We start from the raw sequence: 15,577 nt of genomic DNA, 5'->3' as shown, positions 1-15,577 counted from the left end.
CCACATGGTTCAGCGAAGCTTTCCTTTTGATGGCGGATCGGGTGCAGTCATTACGGAAGCCGATTGGTCTTACCTCGCGGAGGCTTGGCAGGATAGCGGCGTGGTCGCCGATGGTCCGCCTTCGATGGCTCTCAAGGTGACAAGCCTGAACGAGGCCGGAAAGGTGTACGTCGAACCGGGTCAGGCGAAGATTCGCGGATTCCATTACGTGAATGACGCGAAGCTACCCGTGTCGGTTCCTCCAAACGACAACGTGTCCCAGTCGCGGAAGGACATTGTTGTTCTTCGGCTGAATCTGGCGACGAATGAGATTCTGGCCGTTTACAAGACGGGCACGCCGGCCGCTACTCCGGTACCTCCATCGGTGGATCGTACGCCGACGTCATACGAGGTTCTGCTAGCCACGATCACGATGGCTCCCAGCGCTACGAGCGTCCCCAACAATGCCCCTCAACTGGTGGATTCCCGCGAGTACATCGGTAAGCGGATCAGGGTTTCCGGGTCTGGTGTCGAACTTCCTGTCGGGTCGATCTTCTATAACCCTTTGGACGGCAAGTTTTACGGGAAGAACGCGACGGACGTTAAGGAACTCGGCTCGGGCGGCTCAACGCCGCAGCCAACAACCATGCCGTACGCGCTTCTTTCCACCACTGCCAGCAACAGTTACAACGTTACGCAGTCGCTCACCACGATAAAGACGGAACGGGTTCACGCGGCTGTCGGCATCAGTACCGTTGACGCCTTCGGCGGCTCCAAAGAAATCAAGATCGACACTTCGGGCACGTACTTTTGTGCCGTCAACATGTGGGGAGTCTGCTCTAACACCGGCTCGCTTCGATTCGTTTGGGGCGGAAACCCGACCATCATCGCCGTAGCGACGGCCAGTTCTAGCGCCAGCACATTCGGACTCACAACGAGCGGGCTAACTGAACTCGTGGCGGGGCAGGAACTAGAACCTGTCTTGTATTGGCATGGTGCCGGGTCGGTGAGCGTCACAATCAACGCCGGTTCCAGCCTTTCGATTTTCAAGGTGGCGTGATGACTGAACGTTCTTACCCTTTCGATGGAGGCCAAGGCGCAGCCATTACCGAAGATGATTGGTCGAACCTGGCAGGCATTTGGCAGGACGACGGAGTCATAGCGTCCGGCCTTTCCAGCCCTGACCTGAAGGTCACCAGCACGGGCGAAGCGAACAAGATTGTTGTCGCCTCCGGCAGGGCGTTCATTCAAGGGTTCGCGTACCACAACAGCGAACCTTTGGTGATCCCGTTCACCTCCAACGCTCACACCACGGACGCCCGGATCGACCTGATCGGCCTTCGGCTGGATCGGACGAACAACCGGATCGAGGCGTTCATCACGGAGGGCACGCCCGCGCCGACACCGGCCGCGCCCGCCCTCAACAGGACGGCCCCCATCTATGAGGTTGCTCTAGCGACCATCCTTGTCGGCCCCACCTCGGGCACGATCCCGCCAGGCTCCCCCAACGTGGTCGACGTCCGCGAGTTCATCGGGCGGCGCACGCGCGTCACCAGCTCGCTCGCGTCGGTGCCTGCGGGCACGATCGCCTACAACCCGGCCGATGACACGTTCTACAGCGTTGACGTTGCTAACGGCCCTGTGGCGTTCGGCAGTGGCGGCGGTGGTGGTGAGGTTCCTGTCGAGCAGGTGATCACTCATTGCACCTCGACCACGAGGCCGGCCCCTGTGGAGGGGCGGCACATTTACGAGACGGACACCAACCGCACGCTGGTCTACGCCGACGCGGCGTGGGTGAGCGTCACCCGCCAAAACCAGCACATCGCCACGCGGAACACGTCCCTCTCCGTGCCCGTCTCGAACAGTGTCGTAGAGACCTTCTGGGATTTCCCCGTGGGTGTAGCCAACTACGTCTTTTCGGGCGTTGTCTTCTACAACGGCGCTGTGGGCGCCAGCTCCACGCTGGCCATTTCTGCCCCCGGATTGACTGTGTGGGGTATGGAATACCACACAGGTTCTAACGCGACCCTGCTTCGCAGCACAGGCGGTAGCGGTACAGCTCTCGGCGGTTTCGGCTGCCCTGTGGCTTCCGTACGCCACTTCGCGACCTTCTGGGGAGCAATCACCAACCTGACGGGAACCGCTGGAAAGGTCACTGCCACCTACTTCGGGTCGGCTACGCCAGCGAACATCATGGCGGGATCACACATGAAGCTCGAACGCATCTAGGAGTCACAGCATGGCTGAATTCAGCTACCCGTTTGATAGTGGCGACGGTTCGGCCATCAACGAGGACCAATGGTCGTTCATGACGCGCAGTTGGCAAGACAACGGCGTCGAAGCTTCCGGACCATCCGATACGGCCCTGAAGGTGTCGTCGCAGACTGATCCGCTCACGCTGCTAGTGCAGCCCGGTCACGCCTTCCTAAGCGGCTTCCATTTCCATCTAACAGCGCTCAAGAGCATCTTCTTCGCCGACAATGCGTCGTCGAATCCGCGGGCTGACCGTGTCGTTCTTCGCCTGAATCGGGAACTGAACAAGGTCACGATCGAAATCAAGCAGGGCATTCCCAGTTCCAGCCCTACGCCGCCACCGGTTGACCGTTCGTGGGAGACGCCAGAGGTTCCGCTCGCCACCTTCATTGTGCGAGGCAACTCGAACGCTGTCGCCCCGGTCGACGTGACCGACAATCGCGAGTACGTGGGCAGGCGTATGCGGGTCGACGAGGGCACCAGCGGACACCCTGCGGGCACGATCGCCTATCAGCCGTCCCTTGACCGCTGGAACCTGGTTAAGGGCTCCAGCGTGGACTACATCGCCTCCGGTGCGGAACTCGCCAGCGTCAAGACGTCTCTGAATGGCCACGTGGGCGGGGCCGACCCTCACAGCATGTATTACACCGCGAGTCGAGGCGACGCCCGTTGGGCGGCTAAGAGCCACGCCCACAGCATGACGTACCACTCAGCTAACGCGTCCATCCGCACGGAGAACACGGGCATCAATTGGCATGTCCTGTTGCAGTCGCTCATCTGCTGGGGCAGGGTCGCGCAATTGAGTCTCATCATCGGCCCTCCCACGTCGCAAACCTGGGGCGTTGCCAGTGGGCAGCAAATCGCGCTCATCGACAACAATGCCTATCGTCCGGTCAGCCTCAGCGTGCAAGCGACCGCTTGGATTCAGAGCAACAATTCGTCCGAGCCTAACGCCGTATCCCGCATCGCCATCCGGCCGGACGGCCTCATTCTTTTCGAGGGTGCAACGTACGACTGGAAGGCGTACCACTATCTGCATCTTCACGTCACATACATTTGTAACGGCATTTCGCCATGGTAGGAGCGGCCCGTGGCTGACGAACAACACAACGGCGTCGTAATTACCTTCAAGGAGGTATACGACGAGTTGAAGGCGCTCGTTTCGGAGGTGCGGAAGCTCACTCAGGAGTTGAAGGAGTCTCGCGACACCGACAAGGACCACGAGGAGCGCATCAGGGTGCTGGAAACCCAAAAGAAGGACGAAGACCATGAGCGGCGGCTACGCATTCTCGAACGGTGGATGTACGCGATCCCCGTAACCGCAATCATTTCTGTCGTTTCCGTATTCTTCTCGACGAAGGGACCGTAATGGCTACTGAACAAGACGTGATCAACGTGGCCCTCCGGGAGGAGGGATACAAGGAGACTGGCAACAACCATCAGAAGTACGCGCCGCAGGTGCCCGGCCTGGCGTGGGCGCAAGACGACCCATGGTGCAGCACGTTCATTTCGTGGGTGTTCATGAAGGCTGACGCCCGCGACCTGGTGCCGCTGACGGCGTCGTGCGTGCGTGGCGCGAACTGGTTCAAGGCACGCAAGCAGTGGGGGTCGACTCCTCGCGTGGGCGCGGTCGTCTACTACGGCCCGTCTGGCGGCACTCACGTCGAGCTGGTGGTCGCGGTCGAGAAGGGCCGCTTCAAGACGGTCGGCGGGAACACGTCCGGCTACATGGACGGCAAGTATGCCGAAGGCGACGCCGTAGCGGTCAAGTGGGTCGACGAGGACTCCCCGCGCATCCACGGTTTCGGCTACCCGAAGTACGACCAGAAGGGTTCGGCCGGCCGCGCCTCTCCCCTGCTCAAGAAGGGCAACAAGGGCGCCGCGGTGAAGGCTTGGCAGACCGTCCTCAACGAGGCCGGGTTCCGGCTCCCGGTTGATGGCGAGTTCGACTCGGTGACGCACACGAAGACGCGGGCGTTCCAGCGCAAGCACGGTTTGAAGGATGACGGCATTGTCGGCCCCGCCACGCGGGCGAAGGCCAATGAGGTGCTGTCCGAACTGAAGGAGAAGGATTGATGGTTCACAACGCTGATTCCGGCATGGCGTCTGACGCTCTGGTGCGCGCCTGGCGGACGTTTGGTCAGGGTGCGGCTGTGGCCGCTCTGGTGTCTGTCGGCACTGTGCTGACCACGCTCGGGTCTGAACCCGATTGGAAGGGTGTGCTGGTGTCGTGCGGCCAGGCGGTTCTTACCGCTGTCGTGACGTACGCCCACAACAAGGTGCGTCCGGCCCTGTAGGCGACGCCTGCGAAGGATGAATCAAGTTTCCTTGGGATGGGAAACAAAAAAGCCCCCAGGCGATCGCCTGGGGGCTTTTTTGCGTTACAGGGTAGGTCAGTCCATCGTCATGGCTTCGATCCACTCGACGGCTGGCATGCCGTCGATCGTGAAGCTGTCGCCGTCCTCCGTGATGTCTTCCGGCTTGAGGCTCAACCCGAGCTGGGTGGCGTAGCGGACGACGCCGTCTCGATCCGCTCCCGCGAACGGGTCCACTTCCTTGTAGACCCTCACCCAATCGTTCGTGTTGCTTAGCTGCAACTTCCAGTGGTGATCCTTCAGCTTCAGCGCGATTTCAACGATCTGATGCTTGAGTGTGCGAGGGTTCACCTTTCGGTGCCGAATCCATGCCGACTCGACAGTCGCCAGGATCGGATCATCTCCCGCCTGGCCGATCTCGATCACGTCCCCCGCGTTGATGAGCGCGGGTCGCTTCACCTTGTAGCCCGTCATTCGGTTCCCCCTCTAGATCAGGCCGTCGAGCGCCCCGAAGGGGCTGTCAGGCTTGGGCTTTGGCTTGGGTTCGACTGCCCCCATGATGACCTTGAGGGGGCCGCGTGCGGGCTCCTGGGGCGGCTCGGGCTCCCTCGTCCTGGAGGGGCGCACCTTCACCGTGAGGCCCGTGTCCTTCACAACCTCCCCTTCGTACACCGGCCCGCCCGGCTCGTCTTCGACGTCGTCATACGAAAGCACCTCAACCCCTTCGGGCAGGTCGTCTGCGAGGCAGTACATGAATCCGCGGCGGCCACCTGACGGCTTCGGGTTGTTGTACACGAACGCCCTTCCGCGCAGCTCCACCATGGCGGCTCTTATGACCGTCTTCGGGGTGCGGCCACCCAGACCCTTGTTCAGGTCGGCGGAGTTAATCGGGCCTTCCGACAGAAGGTCGAGGATCTTCGCGGCGATCTGGCCGCGCTTGTTCCCGCCGATGTCGCCCATGGCGTACTTCACGGACTCGATCGAGTAGCGAAGGAGAGCCATCGCCGACTTGAAGTTGTCGACGGTCACCTTGGGCGGGTCCACGCCCTCATGCGTCGTCAGGGCGTACAGGCCCGCGATCCGGAGCACCTGCGGATGGGCGCGACCAATCCACTTCTCCATCTCCTGGCCCTGCTCCATCATGGCGTCCAGCTCGTCGTACAGCTGAACCCAGTACTTGGCTGCTTCGGCTGTCATCTCGACGGCGGCCACGCGCTGACCGCGTTCGATGAACCGGCGCAACCGCAGGGCGAACTTCGCCTGTTCCTTCTCGTCCAGGCCGCCGCCGAAGGGCAGCTTCTTCGACTTCTCGGAGGCGAAGCACAGGAACCGGTTGATCGTGCCACCGGCGATGTCTGCCTGTCCGAGCGTGAGCCGCATCTCCTCCGGGGTGATGTGCCCGAGGATGCACATGTGCGGCTTGTCGATGGTCGCCCTTACCGTCTTGCCGTTCTGCGAGATGCGGTGAGAGATCTTGTTCTTGCCCTCCCACAGCTTCCGAAGGTACGTCGCTAGCGGCTTGTCCTTCTTCGTCGCCTGCATGACGGTCGCCCACTCCTCGTCGAAAGCGAGAACGGGGAAGCCGTCAGGCCGGTCCCACACGCAAAGTTCTTCGGTGGCGATCTCCTGCTGTTCCGCAAGGGTACGGACCAGCGTCGCCCCCGACTGCGGGATGCCGTCCATCATGAAAGGGCTGTCGTCATCTTCGAAGTACTCTTCGAAGGCTTGCCTGAACAGGCTGTGAATGCTGCGGCGCGACTCACCCTTCTTGCCCTTAGACGAGTTGCCAACGATGAGCGCCCACAGGATCAACGGATGCTTCAAACCGCCCTGCTTCACGTACGGCCTGGGGCCGACAGCCTGACTGAAGTAGGTGAGCCCGGAGGCGAATACTGCGGCCGGGTCCGCTTCGGTGTGCGGATCGATCAGGCGCACAGCATCGCCGATGATGCCGCGATAAATGATCTCGTCCGGTACCGGCTTCTTCATGATCTCCCTTTCGTTAGTCGGAACCCCTGGCATCTGACCCACCCACCCGACCAGGGGAAAGGCACCCCCCGGATGGGGGGTGCCTTAGTGGTTGTGCGCTTTACAGGTCGTGGGCGGCCTTGTACCGCTCGACCAGGTCGATCGGCAGGGCGCCACGATCGGCGACGTCCCACCCGTTCGCCTTGCCCCACGCACGGATCTCGGTCGTCTCCGAGGACCTGTTCCGCCGCTTCCGCAGGTTGGTGCGGACCGGCTCCGGCTTGGGCTCCGGCTCGGGCTCCGGCTGCGGCTCGGGCTCGTTCACCAGGTCGGCGACAGCGGCCAGCGGGTCGGTTCCCTCGTCGGCCTGGTCGTACTCGTCGGCCTCGTCGTCCTGCTCGGGCTCGACATAGTCGCCGTCCTGCTTACTGGCCAGCAGCTCCAGCGCGGCCACCTTCTGACGGAACGTCTCGAACAGTCCGCCGAAGTTGTCGCCGTGCTTCTGGCACATCGCCATCGACCTGTCGCCGAGCTGCGACTTGTCGACCTGCTTGATAGGGGCGAAGGTGACGCTGAATTCGCCCGTCTCCTCGTCGTAGGAGTAGGAGAAGTTCAGCGGCGGTGTGTCCTGGACAGGGGTGACCACCCCTTCGCCACCGAGGTAGCAGATAGCGCACACCTTGAGTTCGATCTTCACTATGTTCTCCTTCGAGGGGGTGTGACCAATCGATCACATTGGGGGAACGCGATTCGTGTATGTCGATCGCGTCGTGCCCTCGTCCGCTCTCGCAGCGGATTGCACGCCTGACGTTCACGAGGGCCGTTCTGCTTACTGGCCAAACATCCTTACCTGTCGGGCGATATAGGCGGGATTCGACGTAAAGGGCAGCGACCGGAATGGCTCGCCGCCGTGCGTGCCGACAAACACGCCGTGACCTTCGTCCCAGTAGAGAACTGTCCGCCCGTCGAACATGTAGATCACGGGCTTAATGTCGACACCCTTGTCAGTCACGAAAACCTGGCTCGAAAGAGTCGGATTCAACCCTTCGCCCTTCAGGCATTCGGCCAGTTCGCCCATGATTTCCGGCAGGGATGCGTACCGCCCGTGATACGGGTACAGCAACGGCTGTACCGGCTTGCCCGCGTGCTTCTTCATCCAATGGTCGGGAAGGTCGGGAACCTCTTCGGCGGACTTGGACCAGAACGTGTTTTCGCTCCACCCGCAGGCGTGGCAGGTGTCTGTCCACATCACGTCCATGGACCAGTTGAACCGCTGTCGGCGAACGCCGATCTGGTCGCCGTCCTCCCACACTTCGGTGAGGCCGGTCCCCAGGCCCTTACGGAATTCGAGCATTACAGCATTTCCCTTCTCCACTGGCGCTCCTCGCGCCGCCTGATGACGTGGCGCAGGATGCGCCGATCCCGCGGATTGTTCATGTTTAGGAGGGGGCAGCATGAACAGAACGGCTTGAGGCCGGCTGCGGACCTACTCCTGCCTGAGAGCGTCATCGCGGTCATTTGATGACACCGCCCCACACGTCCTTAAGGACCGTCACCTTCACGCCCGTCTTCGGGTTGACGTCGTGCCGTTTCACGACCGCCTTAATGCGGACCCGTCTGCCCCTCTTGAACTTGGGGATCGGTTCAGGCGCGAACCACTTCAGGACGTTGTCGAAGTCGTCGACGAACAGGTATCCCCAATACGGGTCGCGGGTCTCTTTGGTGGAGAACGTGTGGACGATGGTTAGCTCGCCCTCGATCTCCGCGCCTACTTCGAAGAGATGCCGACTCGTCTTCGTTCGCGACCAGTCGTATTCGCCCTGAACCTCATGCATGGGCAGCGCAAACCATCCTTCGGCGTCCCAGCTCTGCATGTATCCGATCTTCAGATCGAGGCGTTCGCGGGGCTCCCACTCCCGGATTGCGCGGTCCCACACGCGACGCTGGCCGGTATTCATCGCCTCGACGATGTATTGCCACCGGCTTTCGTCTATCTGCCGACTCTCGATGATGCGCGTCGGCACCCTCTCGGCCACTAACAGCTCCTTCCTGGTTGGTTGAGGGCATGAAAGAGCCCCCGGCCGGATTCGATCCGGCAGCATCACGCCATTCGGGGGCCGAAGGTCAACCGTCAGAACACGCCCGACACTCGCTGAGCTGGCATGAGAACGATGGGGAAGTAGATGTCTTCCACGTGGACCCACACCGACCTTCTCTTGAGGCGGACGTCCTCGACTTTGCGCCGTACGACGAGGCCCGTCTCATCGGTGCCGATGTCGAGGAGGTCACCCTTCACAAGGTCTTCCGCGAGCTTCATTTAATTTCCTTCCTTGAGTACCCGCAGGGTGGGCGCGAGCAGCCGCACGGCGAACATGGCAGAGATCGCGGACCAGGCGGCGAATGCGAGCGCTTCCCGGTAGACCAATAGCCAGACAACGGGCAAGAACATGTTTGGCCTCATGATGGCTCCTTGTTTTCGGGGGGATGGAGCGCGCCCGCGCAGAGAATCGAACCCTGCCTACGATCACCAGATGCGGGCTAACCACTTACCTAGTCGTCAAGCTCTGCGGCGTGTTCGTCGCAGTACCAGTCGCCGTCAATCTCCTGCGTTGCTGTCTTCGGGCACTGCACGATCGGGTATCCGTCGCTCAAGTTCCGTTCGCATTGCGGGTTCATCCGCTTTCACCTCCCCTCCGTCTTCTTCCGGCTCGATGTTGATGTCTTTCGAGCCGAAGTGTCGGAGGAAGGCCGCGACATCTTCGGCGGCACTCTTGCCTTCTATCCGCCGAAAGTATTCGTGCCAGCGGCCATTGACCTTCATCTTGTGCGTGACGATGAAGTACTGGACTCGCGCCCACAGGGTGAATCCCTTGCCGGGCACCCATTCGCGGACCAGCTCTAGGCCGCACTCGGCGCACTTCACTCGCGCATCCGTGCGGAGCGCAGCGCAGGGCCTTTTCCTGCACTTAGGGCAGGGCCCGCTTTCCATGTTCGCCATTCGCCGTCTCCTAGTAGTCGTCATTCCAGGACTCGCCCGCATACGACGGGTCGAACCAGTGGGGCGGAGTATCAGAGTCGGGATAGTTGCGGTTGAGCCGGTTCAGCCGTTCGGCCGATTCGTCGGCGTGCTTGCTGCACTCCCAGATGAAGCACGTCTCACCGGACGAAAGCCTGTGGCTGACTTCTCCTTCGCACGCGTCGACTGTGCCGAACATTCGGCATCGATGGTCGGGGCACGTCTTGTTCCGGACGGTCAACCGATAGGCGTCCTTGTGTTCCTCCCATTTGCAACGGCAGGAAGACGGAACCCACGTCTCTTCGATGAGGTAGTCCATTGGCCTTTTCCCTTCCTAGTTGCCGGGTACGACGCTGTAGGGGCGGAGGACCAGGAACTCGACATCAGCGTGTGCGGCGGCCAGCTCCACACCGTTTTCGTCGAGAATTCGCGTCCAGCGGTCGGCTGCGCTCGCCTCCGGGCGGCGGCCGGTGACGGCCTGCCACACCTTCGGGAAACGCGACACCTTGTACAGGTGGTCATTGATCAGGAGGTCATCCTTTTTGACGTTGCGCGCTCTGATGAGGGCGACGCGGTAAATCAGCGTGCCGACGACGAACTTTGCTCCGCTTGCTCCCACTTGCTTTCCTTTCTCGTTTTGGGCATGGCTGCGCCCCCGGCACGTCCCGATCTCGTGCTTACGGAATTCGGGGAACCCGTCAGGTGGGTTAGTCCTACTCCAGGCCGTTCCGCTTCAAGGCGAGGTTGAAGCGTTCGACAGCCTTAGTGATGTTGCTCCCGTACACGCCCCCGTACCATTCGCGGTCGGTGGACTTGAACATGCACACCACGAACTGTGAGATGCCGATCTCGCCGAACAGTAGGGCGATGTGGACGCCGTCGAGGGTGCGGAAGTCGAGGACCTGAAACGGTCCCCGATCGAATTCGAGAACCGCACCGACGCGCATCTCATGATTCGCGGTCGGCCGAACCAGGCCGCTGACGTCGACCTGATCGACGATGTCGATTACCGCGCCGTGCGGGATGTAGAACTCGCTGTATACGAAGGACTGCTTCTCTTCGTCGTACCGGCGCACCTTCCATTCAGTCGACCCGCCTATCACCCCGATCTTTTCGATCAGGTATGCCATGGCTGATCTCAGAACCATTCCGGGTTCCAGCTCCAGAGCCGGAACGCTCCTCCGATACAGGACGGTTTCGCTCATGCCGTTCTACCTTCCTATTCGGGCATCGGGCCAGACCAGATCTGGTCTGCGTCGTTATAGCTGTTGGGTATGAACTTTTCGGTGACCAGGCCCCGGTTAATCCAGTCGCGGAGCACGCCCCAATCGGACATCCATGAGATGCCATTGGGGGTACAGCCGGGAGGACTGGTGACGTCGAACTGAACCCCTTCGAATTCGAGCTGGTAGCCGTACTTCCATGGCTTAACCACCTTGACCGTCATGAACTCTCCTTTCGTTTGACGGTACGGAGACGGCCCACCAGGCCCCTGTGTCTGGTGGGCTCGTCCGTTCCTGTCAACCCGTGCAGTACAGGCAGTTGCAGCCGTGTTGTGTGTGCTGGCATGGGCCTTCCTGCGCGGCCTCACACCGATTTCCGTCGCGGCCTACTTGGCATGGCGCTTCACCATGCATGCGAGACGTACCGGGACAACTGGAAGGGTCGTCGCCGTTCCATGTCTCGTAATGGCCCACCAGGTATTCCGAACCTTCCTGGTCGGGCTCTGCCTCGATTCGCCACGTGCCGCCGCACCAGTCGCATTCCTGGAGGCCGTCACCCTTAGGGGTGAATTGGTGCCCGAACGTCGAACGGACGCTAATGATGATCCCCATTAGGACCCCACCGTTTCCAGAATGCGTTCGACGAACCGATAAGCCGGGTAGACGCCGCCGATACGGCGCATCGTGGACCGGTAAAGTTCCTTTCGGTCCAGGTCGCGGATAACCACGACCGGATGCGTTTCCGAATGCCACCAGGCATCCACGAAGATGCGGTGATTGTCCGTCACGTTGATGACGTGCAGCCGCCAGAACCATTCGTTCTGAAAGCACTCCGAACAGTGGGCGTGAAAGGACGTAAGGCGTGTGGCAATCTCGTAATACGAGTTGTCGACGTCGTCTAGACGTCCCCGGAGGGATAGAACGGCTTCCTTAACGTCGTCGAACTTGTCGTCACTCTGAGACTTGTAAGTCACGGAGTTGCGCACGTTGAACCCCTTTCCAGGGGCGTTCGTGGTCACGGGAGGGACGGTGGGATGATTCCGCCCCTCCCGCTTTCATCAGGCGTTCATTCGCCTGAAGTGACGCTCACGCCACTTTCTCCGCGCCTTCCTCACGAGATGTGGTGTCATCGCCGCCATGATCACGGCGAGTATCACCAGTAGCCCAACTTCGACGGCCCTTCCTGGCCAACCGGTCTGTGCGACATTCACCGGTTGATCAGTGGTGGAAGGAGTCGCTGTAGGCGTCTCTGTGACCGTGATAGTCGGCACGGGCACCAATCCCCCGGACGGAGGCATAGGCATCCCAGAATCGACTACAGGCGCGCTTACCGACATCGGAGAAACCGTGTGGCTCCTCCATTCGGTTGCCGTTTCGCGAACCGTTGACAGTGCGGACACTGTCGTCATCACGGTTGTCCGTACCTCCGTGGTGACCGTTGGTCCAGGCACCGTGACCGTGGGCCCTGCAACGGGCGTAGGCACGTACTGGACGGTTGGCACCGGGTACGGGGAAGGGGTTGCGGAATACTCCGTGCGAGTCGCCGTAACCGTCGCCGTCGACGTCGTATGGACTATGACGGTTGGTGTAACGGTCGGGTCCGCCGTGACCGTCACAGTAATGACGGGACTAGGCGTAGCCGTATCGCCTGGAGGGAATGGCGTTGGGGTTGTCAGCCCCAACATGACGGCCGTAGCCATCATGAACTTGACCACGAATTCCCCTTTCGGGTAGGAGGGACAACCGCACTGTTGTGCGGTCGTGGGCACGTCGGGAATCGAACCCGACACCACATAGAACGCGTGGGTGACAATCGCCAGACTGTCGCGCCCCTGATCTCGGGAGGGATTTGAACCCTTACGCTTTGGCCTTCCCGTGTTGCTGGCCAGCTCCCGAATCAGCTAAGTCCCTTTACCCTGATTCGTTTCACTATTGAGTTCTCAAGCATCGGATGCACACTGAGACGCGCTCGCATCATGGGCGGGATTGCATCCCTTACGGATTCCCGTCCTGCCAAGGCATTCGGGGAAGGTTGCAAGCAACCAAGGGAACGGCACCCATTTGTGAGCCGTATCTCACCGAAAGTGCAGGCGGACGAGTGCGACGCAAGACTCTGCGCTTTGTTCGTGACCCTCACTTAGCCTTGGCTAGGGTCGTAAGGTCACGGCCTCTTTTCCCGCTTCACCTTTCGGATTCGGCGAACGTTGCGCCTTACTAGGTGGCCTAACCCGCGAAACCTTTAGTAGGTCCCAGAAACGGGTTCAGAACGGCGACCGTTCACAGAACGCGCAACGCTATGTAGATGAATCAAGCAACCTGTCGGCTTCACGTCCCCCCTGCCTTGCGGCCGGGGCGTCGTGGCGACAACCAGAACATTAGCCAGTCAGGGTGTTTTGTCAGATAACCCTGTGATCAGGCATTCTTTAGTAGGTCCCGTAGCCTGACCTGCGGTTTTGCCCCACCAAATCTCTTCCCTCCAGGTCAGAACCCCTGTGACCTGCGGATCTTTAGTAGGTCCCACAGCGGTAACGCTCTGACCTGGGGAAACGAAACATAATTCTGTTTGAGGTTGTTACCTTGCCGTTACAAAGAGGCTGTGGTTCCTGTCCCCATGTGTCGCCATGCGTCCCTAGACCCTGTCTGTCCGGTTCGTACCCGTTCCTGCCACATGGGACCTAATAAAGACTTCGATTGACCCACATTCGAGTCTGTTCTAAACGGACATACCACCGGCCTTGACAAACTTGTCAGCGCCTAACAGAACAACCTTCTAGAGGAATGTCCGAAAAGATCCCCCAATGGGCGAATCCCCACGGGGGCCCTGCGAATGATGAATCAACGGCCCCGGCTCGAAAGCCATTCGAAAAACAGCTCCCACTATAGAACGCTAGTTCGATACCCCCACGGAACCCCTGCCCCACAGGGCCCTACACAGCTTCCCTATATAGACCTCTTATCGTCACACTGACGCATAGCCCCATACCCGGCACACCCACATAGGTAGCACCACCACCTATGGTGATGAACGCCTGCCCTTGACCAGTAATGCGCCCATTGGTCAATCACATTCACACAATCATTCGCCAACGAAACAACGATCATTGATGCACATCAACCAAATGATTCATCACACATCAACCGCGAATACGAACACCCATACGCGCCATCACCACGAACACCCATCACATACGCCGAATAGGCCCAATACAGCCATTCAAACCATCAATGCGTCCATTGCGTCATTACCCAGCACAAAGGGGGTGGGGTATACCCCTAAATGCCAAATGGCTTAACCCCGGCGGTGGAGGTCTTTCGATTTGCGCGCAAATCTGGGCATTACGCGGGGTGATGGGGCATTACATACGGCGATCGGGTCGCCGGCCTGTTGATTCGGAGCCGTCGAAGCATGTGTCGAAGCCGCTGCGAATGATGAATCAAGTGTTTGAGCATTGAAACAAAAAGTCCCCTGGACGAACAGCCCTTTGGCGTATCCATCCAGGGGATTCGAACCCTCCTGAGGTCTGTCCCGGTCACCCTTTCGGACCAGTGGCACCAGCAACTCTCTTGCCTCAGACCTCAGGAGGGAGATCGGTCAGGCGACTTGTCTCGCCTTCTTGTAGGCGGCCATCCGCTTGAGGCTGGCCTCCTCGTTGTCCTGGGCTTCCCTGATGAACCGGCTGAACTCCTTGCGCTTCACGCCCGCCACGAACGCCTCCCAGTTCTCCTGAGTGGTCTCGAACCGTGCGGGCCTCCACCCGTGCGGGCGGTCCAGCCAGTTGCGGCCGTCCTCGTCCGTCACGATGTGGACCATGAGGCGGTCACCATCGAGGCGGGTCGGCTCGTAGCGGTCGTTGGCGACGTCGTCTAGCCAGGACTCCATCACCCTCCAATCGATGCCGTGCGAGGTGCCGGGGCCGTTCTCCGACTCCCAGATGTAGACCCACGGGCCGACGCCACGCGTGCCCACATAGACACAGTTCGAGTTGCCCTGACTGAAGCTCGACTTCGCGGGCGCCGCTCGCTTGATTCTGAGGGTCATCGCAGCTCCCCCGTGCTGAATGGTGCTTCGTTCTGGCCCTTAACCCACTCGGTGACCGTGGGCGCCAGCCTCCCGGCCTCGTCGACGTCCGGCGTTGCGTCCCGGAACTCTTCGAGGGCCGCCTTCAGCACCAGGTGCTCGGGCTGCGAGAGGTCCACGCCCGTAGGTACGGCTATGCGCACTCGGTTGTCTCGCTTGAGGACGGCCCACTGCCTGTCGTCTGACAGCTCCCATCCGTCCGCAGGGTGCGTCACAGCGCCTCCCGAAGCCGAAGGCTGTCGAGGTAGTCGGCGCGGGCCTGGTCCAGGAGTGCGACAGCCGATGCACTCAGGTGGGTCGGTGACTCTAGACAGAGGTGAATTACCTCGTCCTGGTCCTCGTCGTGGTGTGGGGCCTGTGCCCCATGGGACTGATCCATGGGGTCCATAGTGCCCTATCTAGCTCAATCTAGCCAGGGCAAAGCTTGTCTAGCTCAGGCGAGCCCTCGCTACCTTTGGCCTGGTCCAGCTACCTAGCCTGTCCCCGTGAGCGGTGATCAAATCGACAGGCGCAAACCCATCTGGCCCCAGATCGTGAGGGAACTCACGCGCCAGATCGAAGAGGGCGAACTCGCTCCTGGTGACCAGGTGCCCGGTATCAATGCGCTGATCGAGATCTACGGAATCAGCAACAACACGGCTCAAAGAGTGACCCCTTTTCATCCTCCGGCGGCGGGTGCTGATCACGGCATGATCGCGGGTCCGGTGTTCGCCTGATGACGTAGCAGAGCCCCTGGTAGACGGGT

22 protein-coding genes are annotated in these 15,577 nt (G+C 60.6%); 7 read left to right on the top strand and 15 right to left on the bottom strand.

Features of this window, described 5'->3' with window-relative positions:
- Positions 1 to 4: 4 nt before the first annotated feature.
- Genes ABFX50_RS20560 through ABFX50_RS20535 form a run of 6 tightly spaced genes read left to right on the top strand, consistent with a single transcriptional unit; the run spans position 5 to position 4,529 of the window.
- Positions 5 to 1,039 carry a hypothetical protein gene (locus tag ABFX50_RS20560; protein WP_346148635.1) on the top strand — a complete coding sequence of 345 codons (1,035 nt, stop codon included), beginning with the start codon at positions 5 to 7 and terminating at the stop codon, positions 1,037 to 1,039.
- Positions 1,039 to 2,208 (top strand): hypothetical protein, encoded by a 1,170-nt coding sequence (locus ABFX50_RS20555; RefSeq protein WP_346148633.1) that lies wholly within the window; start codon positions 1,039 to 1,041, stop codon positions 2,206 to 2,208. The genes ABFX50_RS20560 and ABFX50_RS20555 overlap by 1 nt, the downstream gene beginning before the upstream one ends.
- A gap of 10 nt (positions 2,209 to 2,218) precedes the next feature.
- Positions 2,219 to 3,313 (top strand): hypothetical protein, encoded by a 1,095-nt coding sequence (locus tag ABFX50_RS20550; RefSeq protein WP_346148631.1) that lies wholly within the window; start codon positions 2,219 to 2,221, stop codon positions 3,311 to 3,313.
- A 9-nt stretch (positions 3,314 to 3,322) separates the two neighbouring features.
- Positions 3,323 to 3,601, top strand: a complete 279-nt coding sequence (locus ABFX50_RS20545) for a hypothetical protein (RefSeq protein WP_346148629.1) — start codon at positions 3,323 to 3,325, stop codon at positions 3,599 to 3,601.
- Between the two features lie 17 nt (positions 3,602 to 3,618).
- Positions 3,619 to 4,308: a C40 family peptidase gene (locus ABFX50_RS20540; protein WP_346148627.1), complete on the top strand. Its 690-nt coding sequence runs from the start codon at positions 3,619 to 3,621 to the stop codon at positions 4,306 to 4,308.
- Positions 4,308 to 4,529, top strand: coding sequence for a hypothetical protein (locus ABFX50_RS20535; protein ID WP_346148626.1), 222 nt, complete (start codon positions 4,308 to 4,310; stop codon positions 4,527 to 4,529). The genes ABFX50_RS20540 and ABFX50_RS20535 overlap by 1 nt, the downstream gene beginning before the upstream one ends.
- Positions 4,530 to 4,625: 96 nt before the next feature.
- On the opposite strand, the gene ABFX50_RS20530 is transcribed toward ABFX50_RS20535, so the two are convergent.
- From ABFX50_RS20530 to ABFX50_RS20460, 15 genes are all read right to left on the bottom strand, one after another.
- Entirely contained in the window at positions 4,626 to 5,021 is a 396-nt protein-coding gene (locus tag ABFX50_RS20530) for a hypothetical protein (protein WP_346148624.1), read from the bottom strand.
- A 12-nt stretch (positions 5,022 to 5,033) separates the two neighbouring features.
- A complete protein-coding gene (locus ABFX50_RS20525; protein ID WP_346148622.1) occupies positions 5,034 to 6,536 on the bottom strand; it encodes a DUF3987 domain-containing protein in 1,503 nt (500 codons plus the stop codon).
- A gap of 100 nt (positions 6,537 to 6,636) precedes the next feature.
- The gene (locus tag ABFX50_RS20520; protein ID WP_346148620.1) at positions 6,637 to 7,212 is read right to left on the bottom strand and encodes an Lsr2 family DNA-binding protein; all 576 of its coding nucleotides are present in this window, start codon (positions 7,210 to 7,212) and stop codon (positions 6,637 to 6,639) included.
- Between the two features lie 132 nt (positions 7,213 to 7,344).
- On the bottom strand, positions 7,345 to 7,890 hold the full coding sequence (locus ABFX50_RS20515; protein WP_346148618.1) for a hypothetical protein: 546 nt from the start codon (positions 7,888 to 7,890) through the stop codon (positions 7,345 to 7,347).
- Between the two features lie 139 nt (positions 7,891 to 8,029).
- Entirely contained in the window at positions 8,030 to 8,551 is a 522-nt protein-coding gene (locus ABFX50_RS20510) for a hypothetical protein (RefSeq protein ID WP_346148616.1), read from the bottom strand.
- 95 nt (positions 8,552 to 8,646) lie between these two features.
- On the bottom strand, positions 8,647 to 8,832 hold the full coding sequence (locus tag ABFX50_RS20505; RefSeq protein ID WP_346148614.1) for a hypothetical protein: 186 nt from the start codon (positions 8,830 to 8,832) through the stop codon (positions 8,647 to 8,649).
- Positions 8,833 to 8,976 (bottom strand): hypothetical protein, encoded by a 144-nt coding sequence (locus tag ABFX50_RS20500; protein WP_346148612.1) that lies wholly within the window; start codon positions 8,974 to 8,976, stop codon positions 8,833 to 8,835.
- Between the two features lie 135 nt (positions 8,977 to 9,111).
- On the bottom strand, positions 9,112 to 9,438 hold the full coding sequence (locus ABFX50_RS20495) for a hypothetical protein (RefSeq protein ID WP_346148611.1): 327 nt from the start codon (positions 9,436 to 9,438) through the stop codon (positions 9,112 to 9,114).
- Between the two features lie 85 nt (positions 9,439 to 9,523).
- Positions 9,524 to 9,850 carry a hypothetical protein gene (locus ABFX50_RS20490; RefSeq protein WP_346148609.1) on the bottom strand — a complete coding sequence of 109 codons (327 nt, stop codon included), beginning with the start codon at positions 9,848 to 9,850 and terminating at the stop codon, positions 9,524 to 9,526.
- 15 nt (positions 9,851 to 9,865) lie between these two features.
- The gene (locus ABFX50_RS20485; protein WP_346148607.1) at positions 9,866 to 10,150 is read right to left on the bottom strand and encodes a hypothetical protein; all 285 of its coding nucleotides are present in this window, start codon (positions 10,148 to 10,150) and stop codon (positions 9,866 to 9,868) included.
- A 94-nt stretch (positions 10,151 to 10,244) separates the two neighbouring features.
- On the bottom strand, positions 10,245 to 10,736 hold the full coding sequence (locus tag ABFX50_RS20480; protein WP_346148605.1) for a hypothetical protein: 492 nt from the start codon (positions 10,734 to 10,736) through the stop codon (positions 10,245 to 10,247).
- Positions 10,737 to 10,750: 14 nt separating this feature from the next.
- On the bottom strand, positions 10,751 to 10,978 hold the full coding sequence (locus ABFX50_RS20475; protein WP_346148603.1) for a hypothetical protein: 228 nt from the start codon (positions 10,976 to 10,978) through the stop codon (positions 10,751 to 10,753).
- A gap of 387 nt (positions 10,979 to 11,365) precedes the next feature.
- A complete protein-coding gene (locus ABFX50_RS20470; RefSeq protein WP_346148601.1) occupies positions 11,366 to 11,773 on the bottom strand; it encodes a hypothetical protein in 408 nt (135 codons plus the stop codon).
- Between the two features lie 2,573 nt (positions 11,774 to 14,346).
- Complete coding sequence (locus ABFX50_RS20465) at positions 14,347 to 14,793, bottom strand: hypothetical protein (protein ID WP_346148599.1); 447 nt, start codon at positions 14,791 to 14,793, stop codon at positions 14,347 to 14,349.
- Positions 14,790 to 15,047 carry a hypothetical protein gene (locus tag ABFX50_RS20460; protein WP_346148597.1) on the bottom strand — a complete coding sequence of 86 codons (258 nt, stop codon included), beginning with the start codon at positions 15,045 to 15,047 and terminating at the stop codon, positions 14,790 to 14,792. The genes ABFX50_RS20465 and ABFX50_RS20460 overlap by 4 nt, the downstream gene beginning before the upstream one ends.
- A 270-nt stretch (positions 15,048 to 15,317) precedes the next feature.
- Here ABFX50_RS20460 and ABFX50_RS20455 point away from each other — a divergent pair, with 270 nt between their 5' ends.
- Complete coding sequence (locus ABFX50_RS20455) at positions 15,318 to 15,548, top strand: GntR family transcriptional regulator (protein WP_346148595.1); 231 nt, start codon at positions 15,318 to 15,320, stop codon at positions 15,546 to 15,548.
- Positions 15,549 to 15,577 lie beyond the last annotated feature (29 nt).

The organism is Nonomuraea recticatena (assembly GCF_039533245.1).
GTDB classification, from domain to species: domain Bacteria; phylum Actinomycetota; class Actinomycetes; order Streptosporangiales; family Streptosporangiaceae; genus Nonomuraea; species Nonomuraea roseola.
This window is presented reverse-complemented; position numbering and strand designations above follow the sequence as displayed.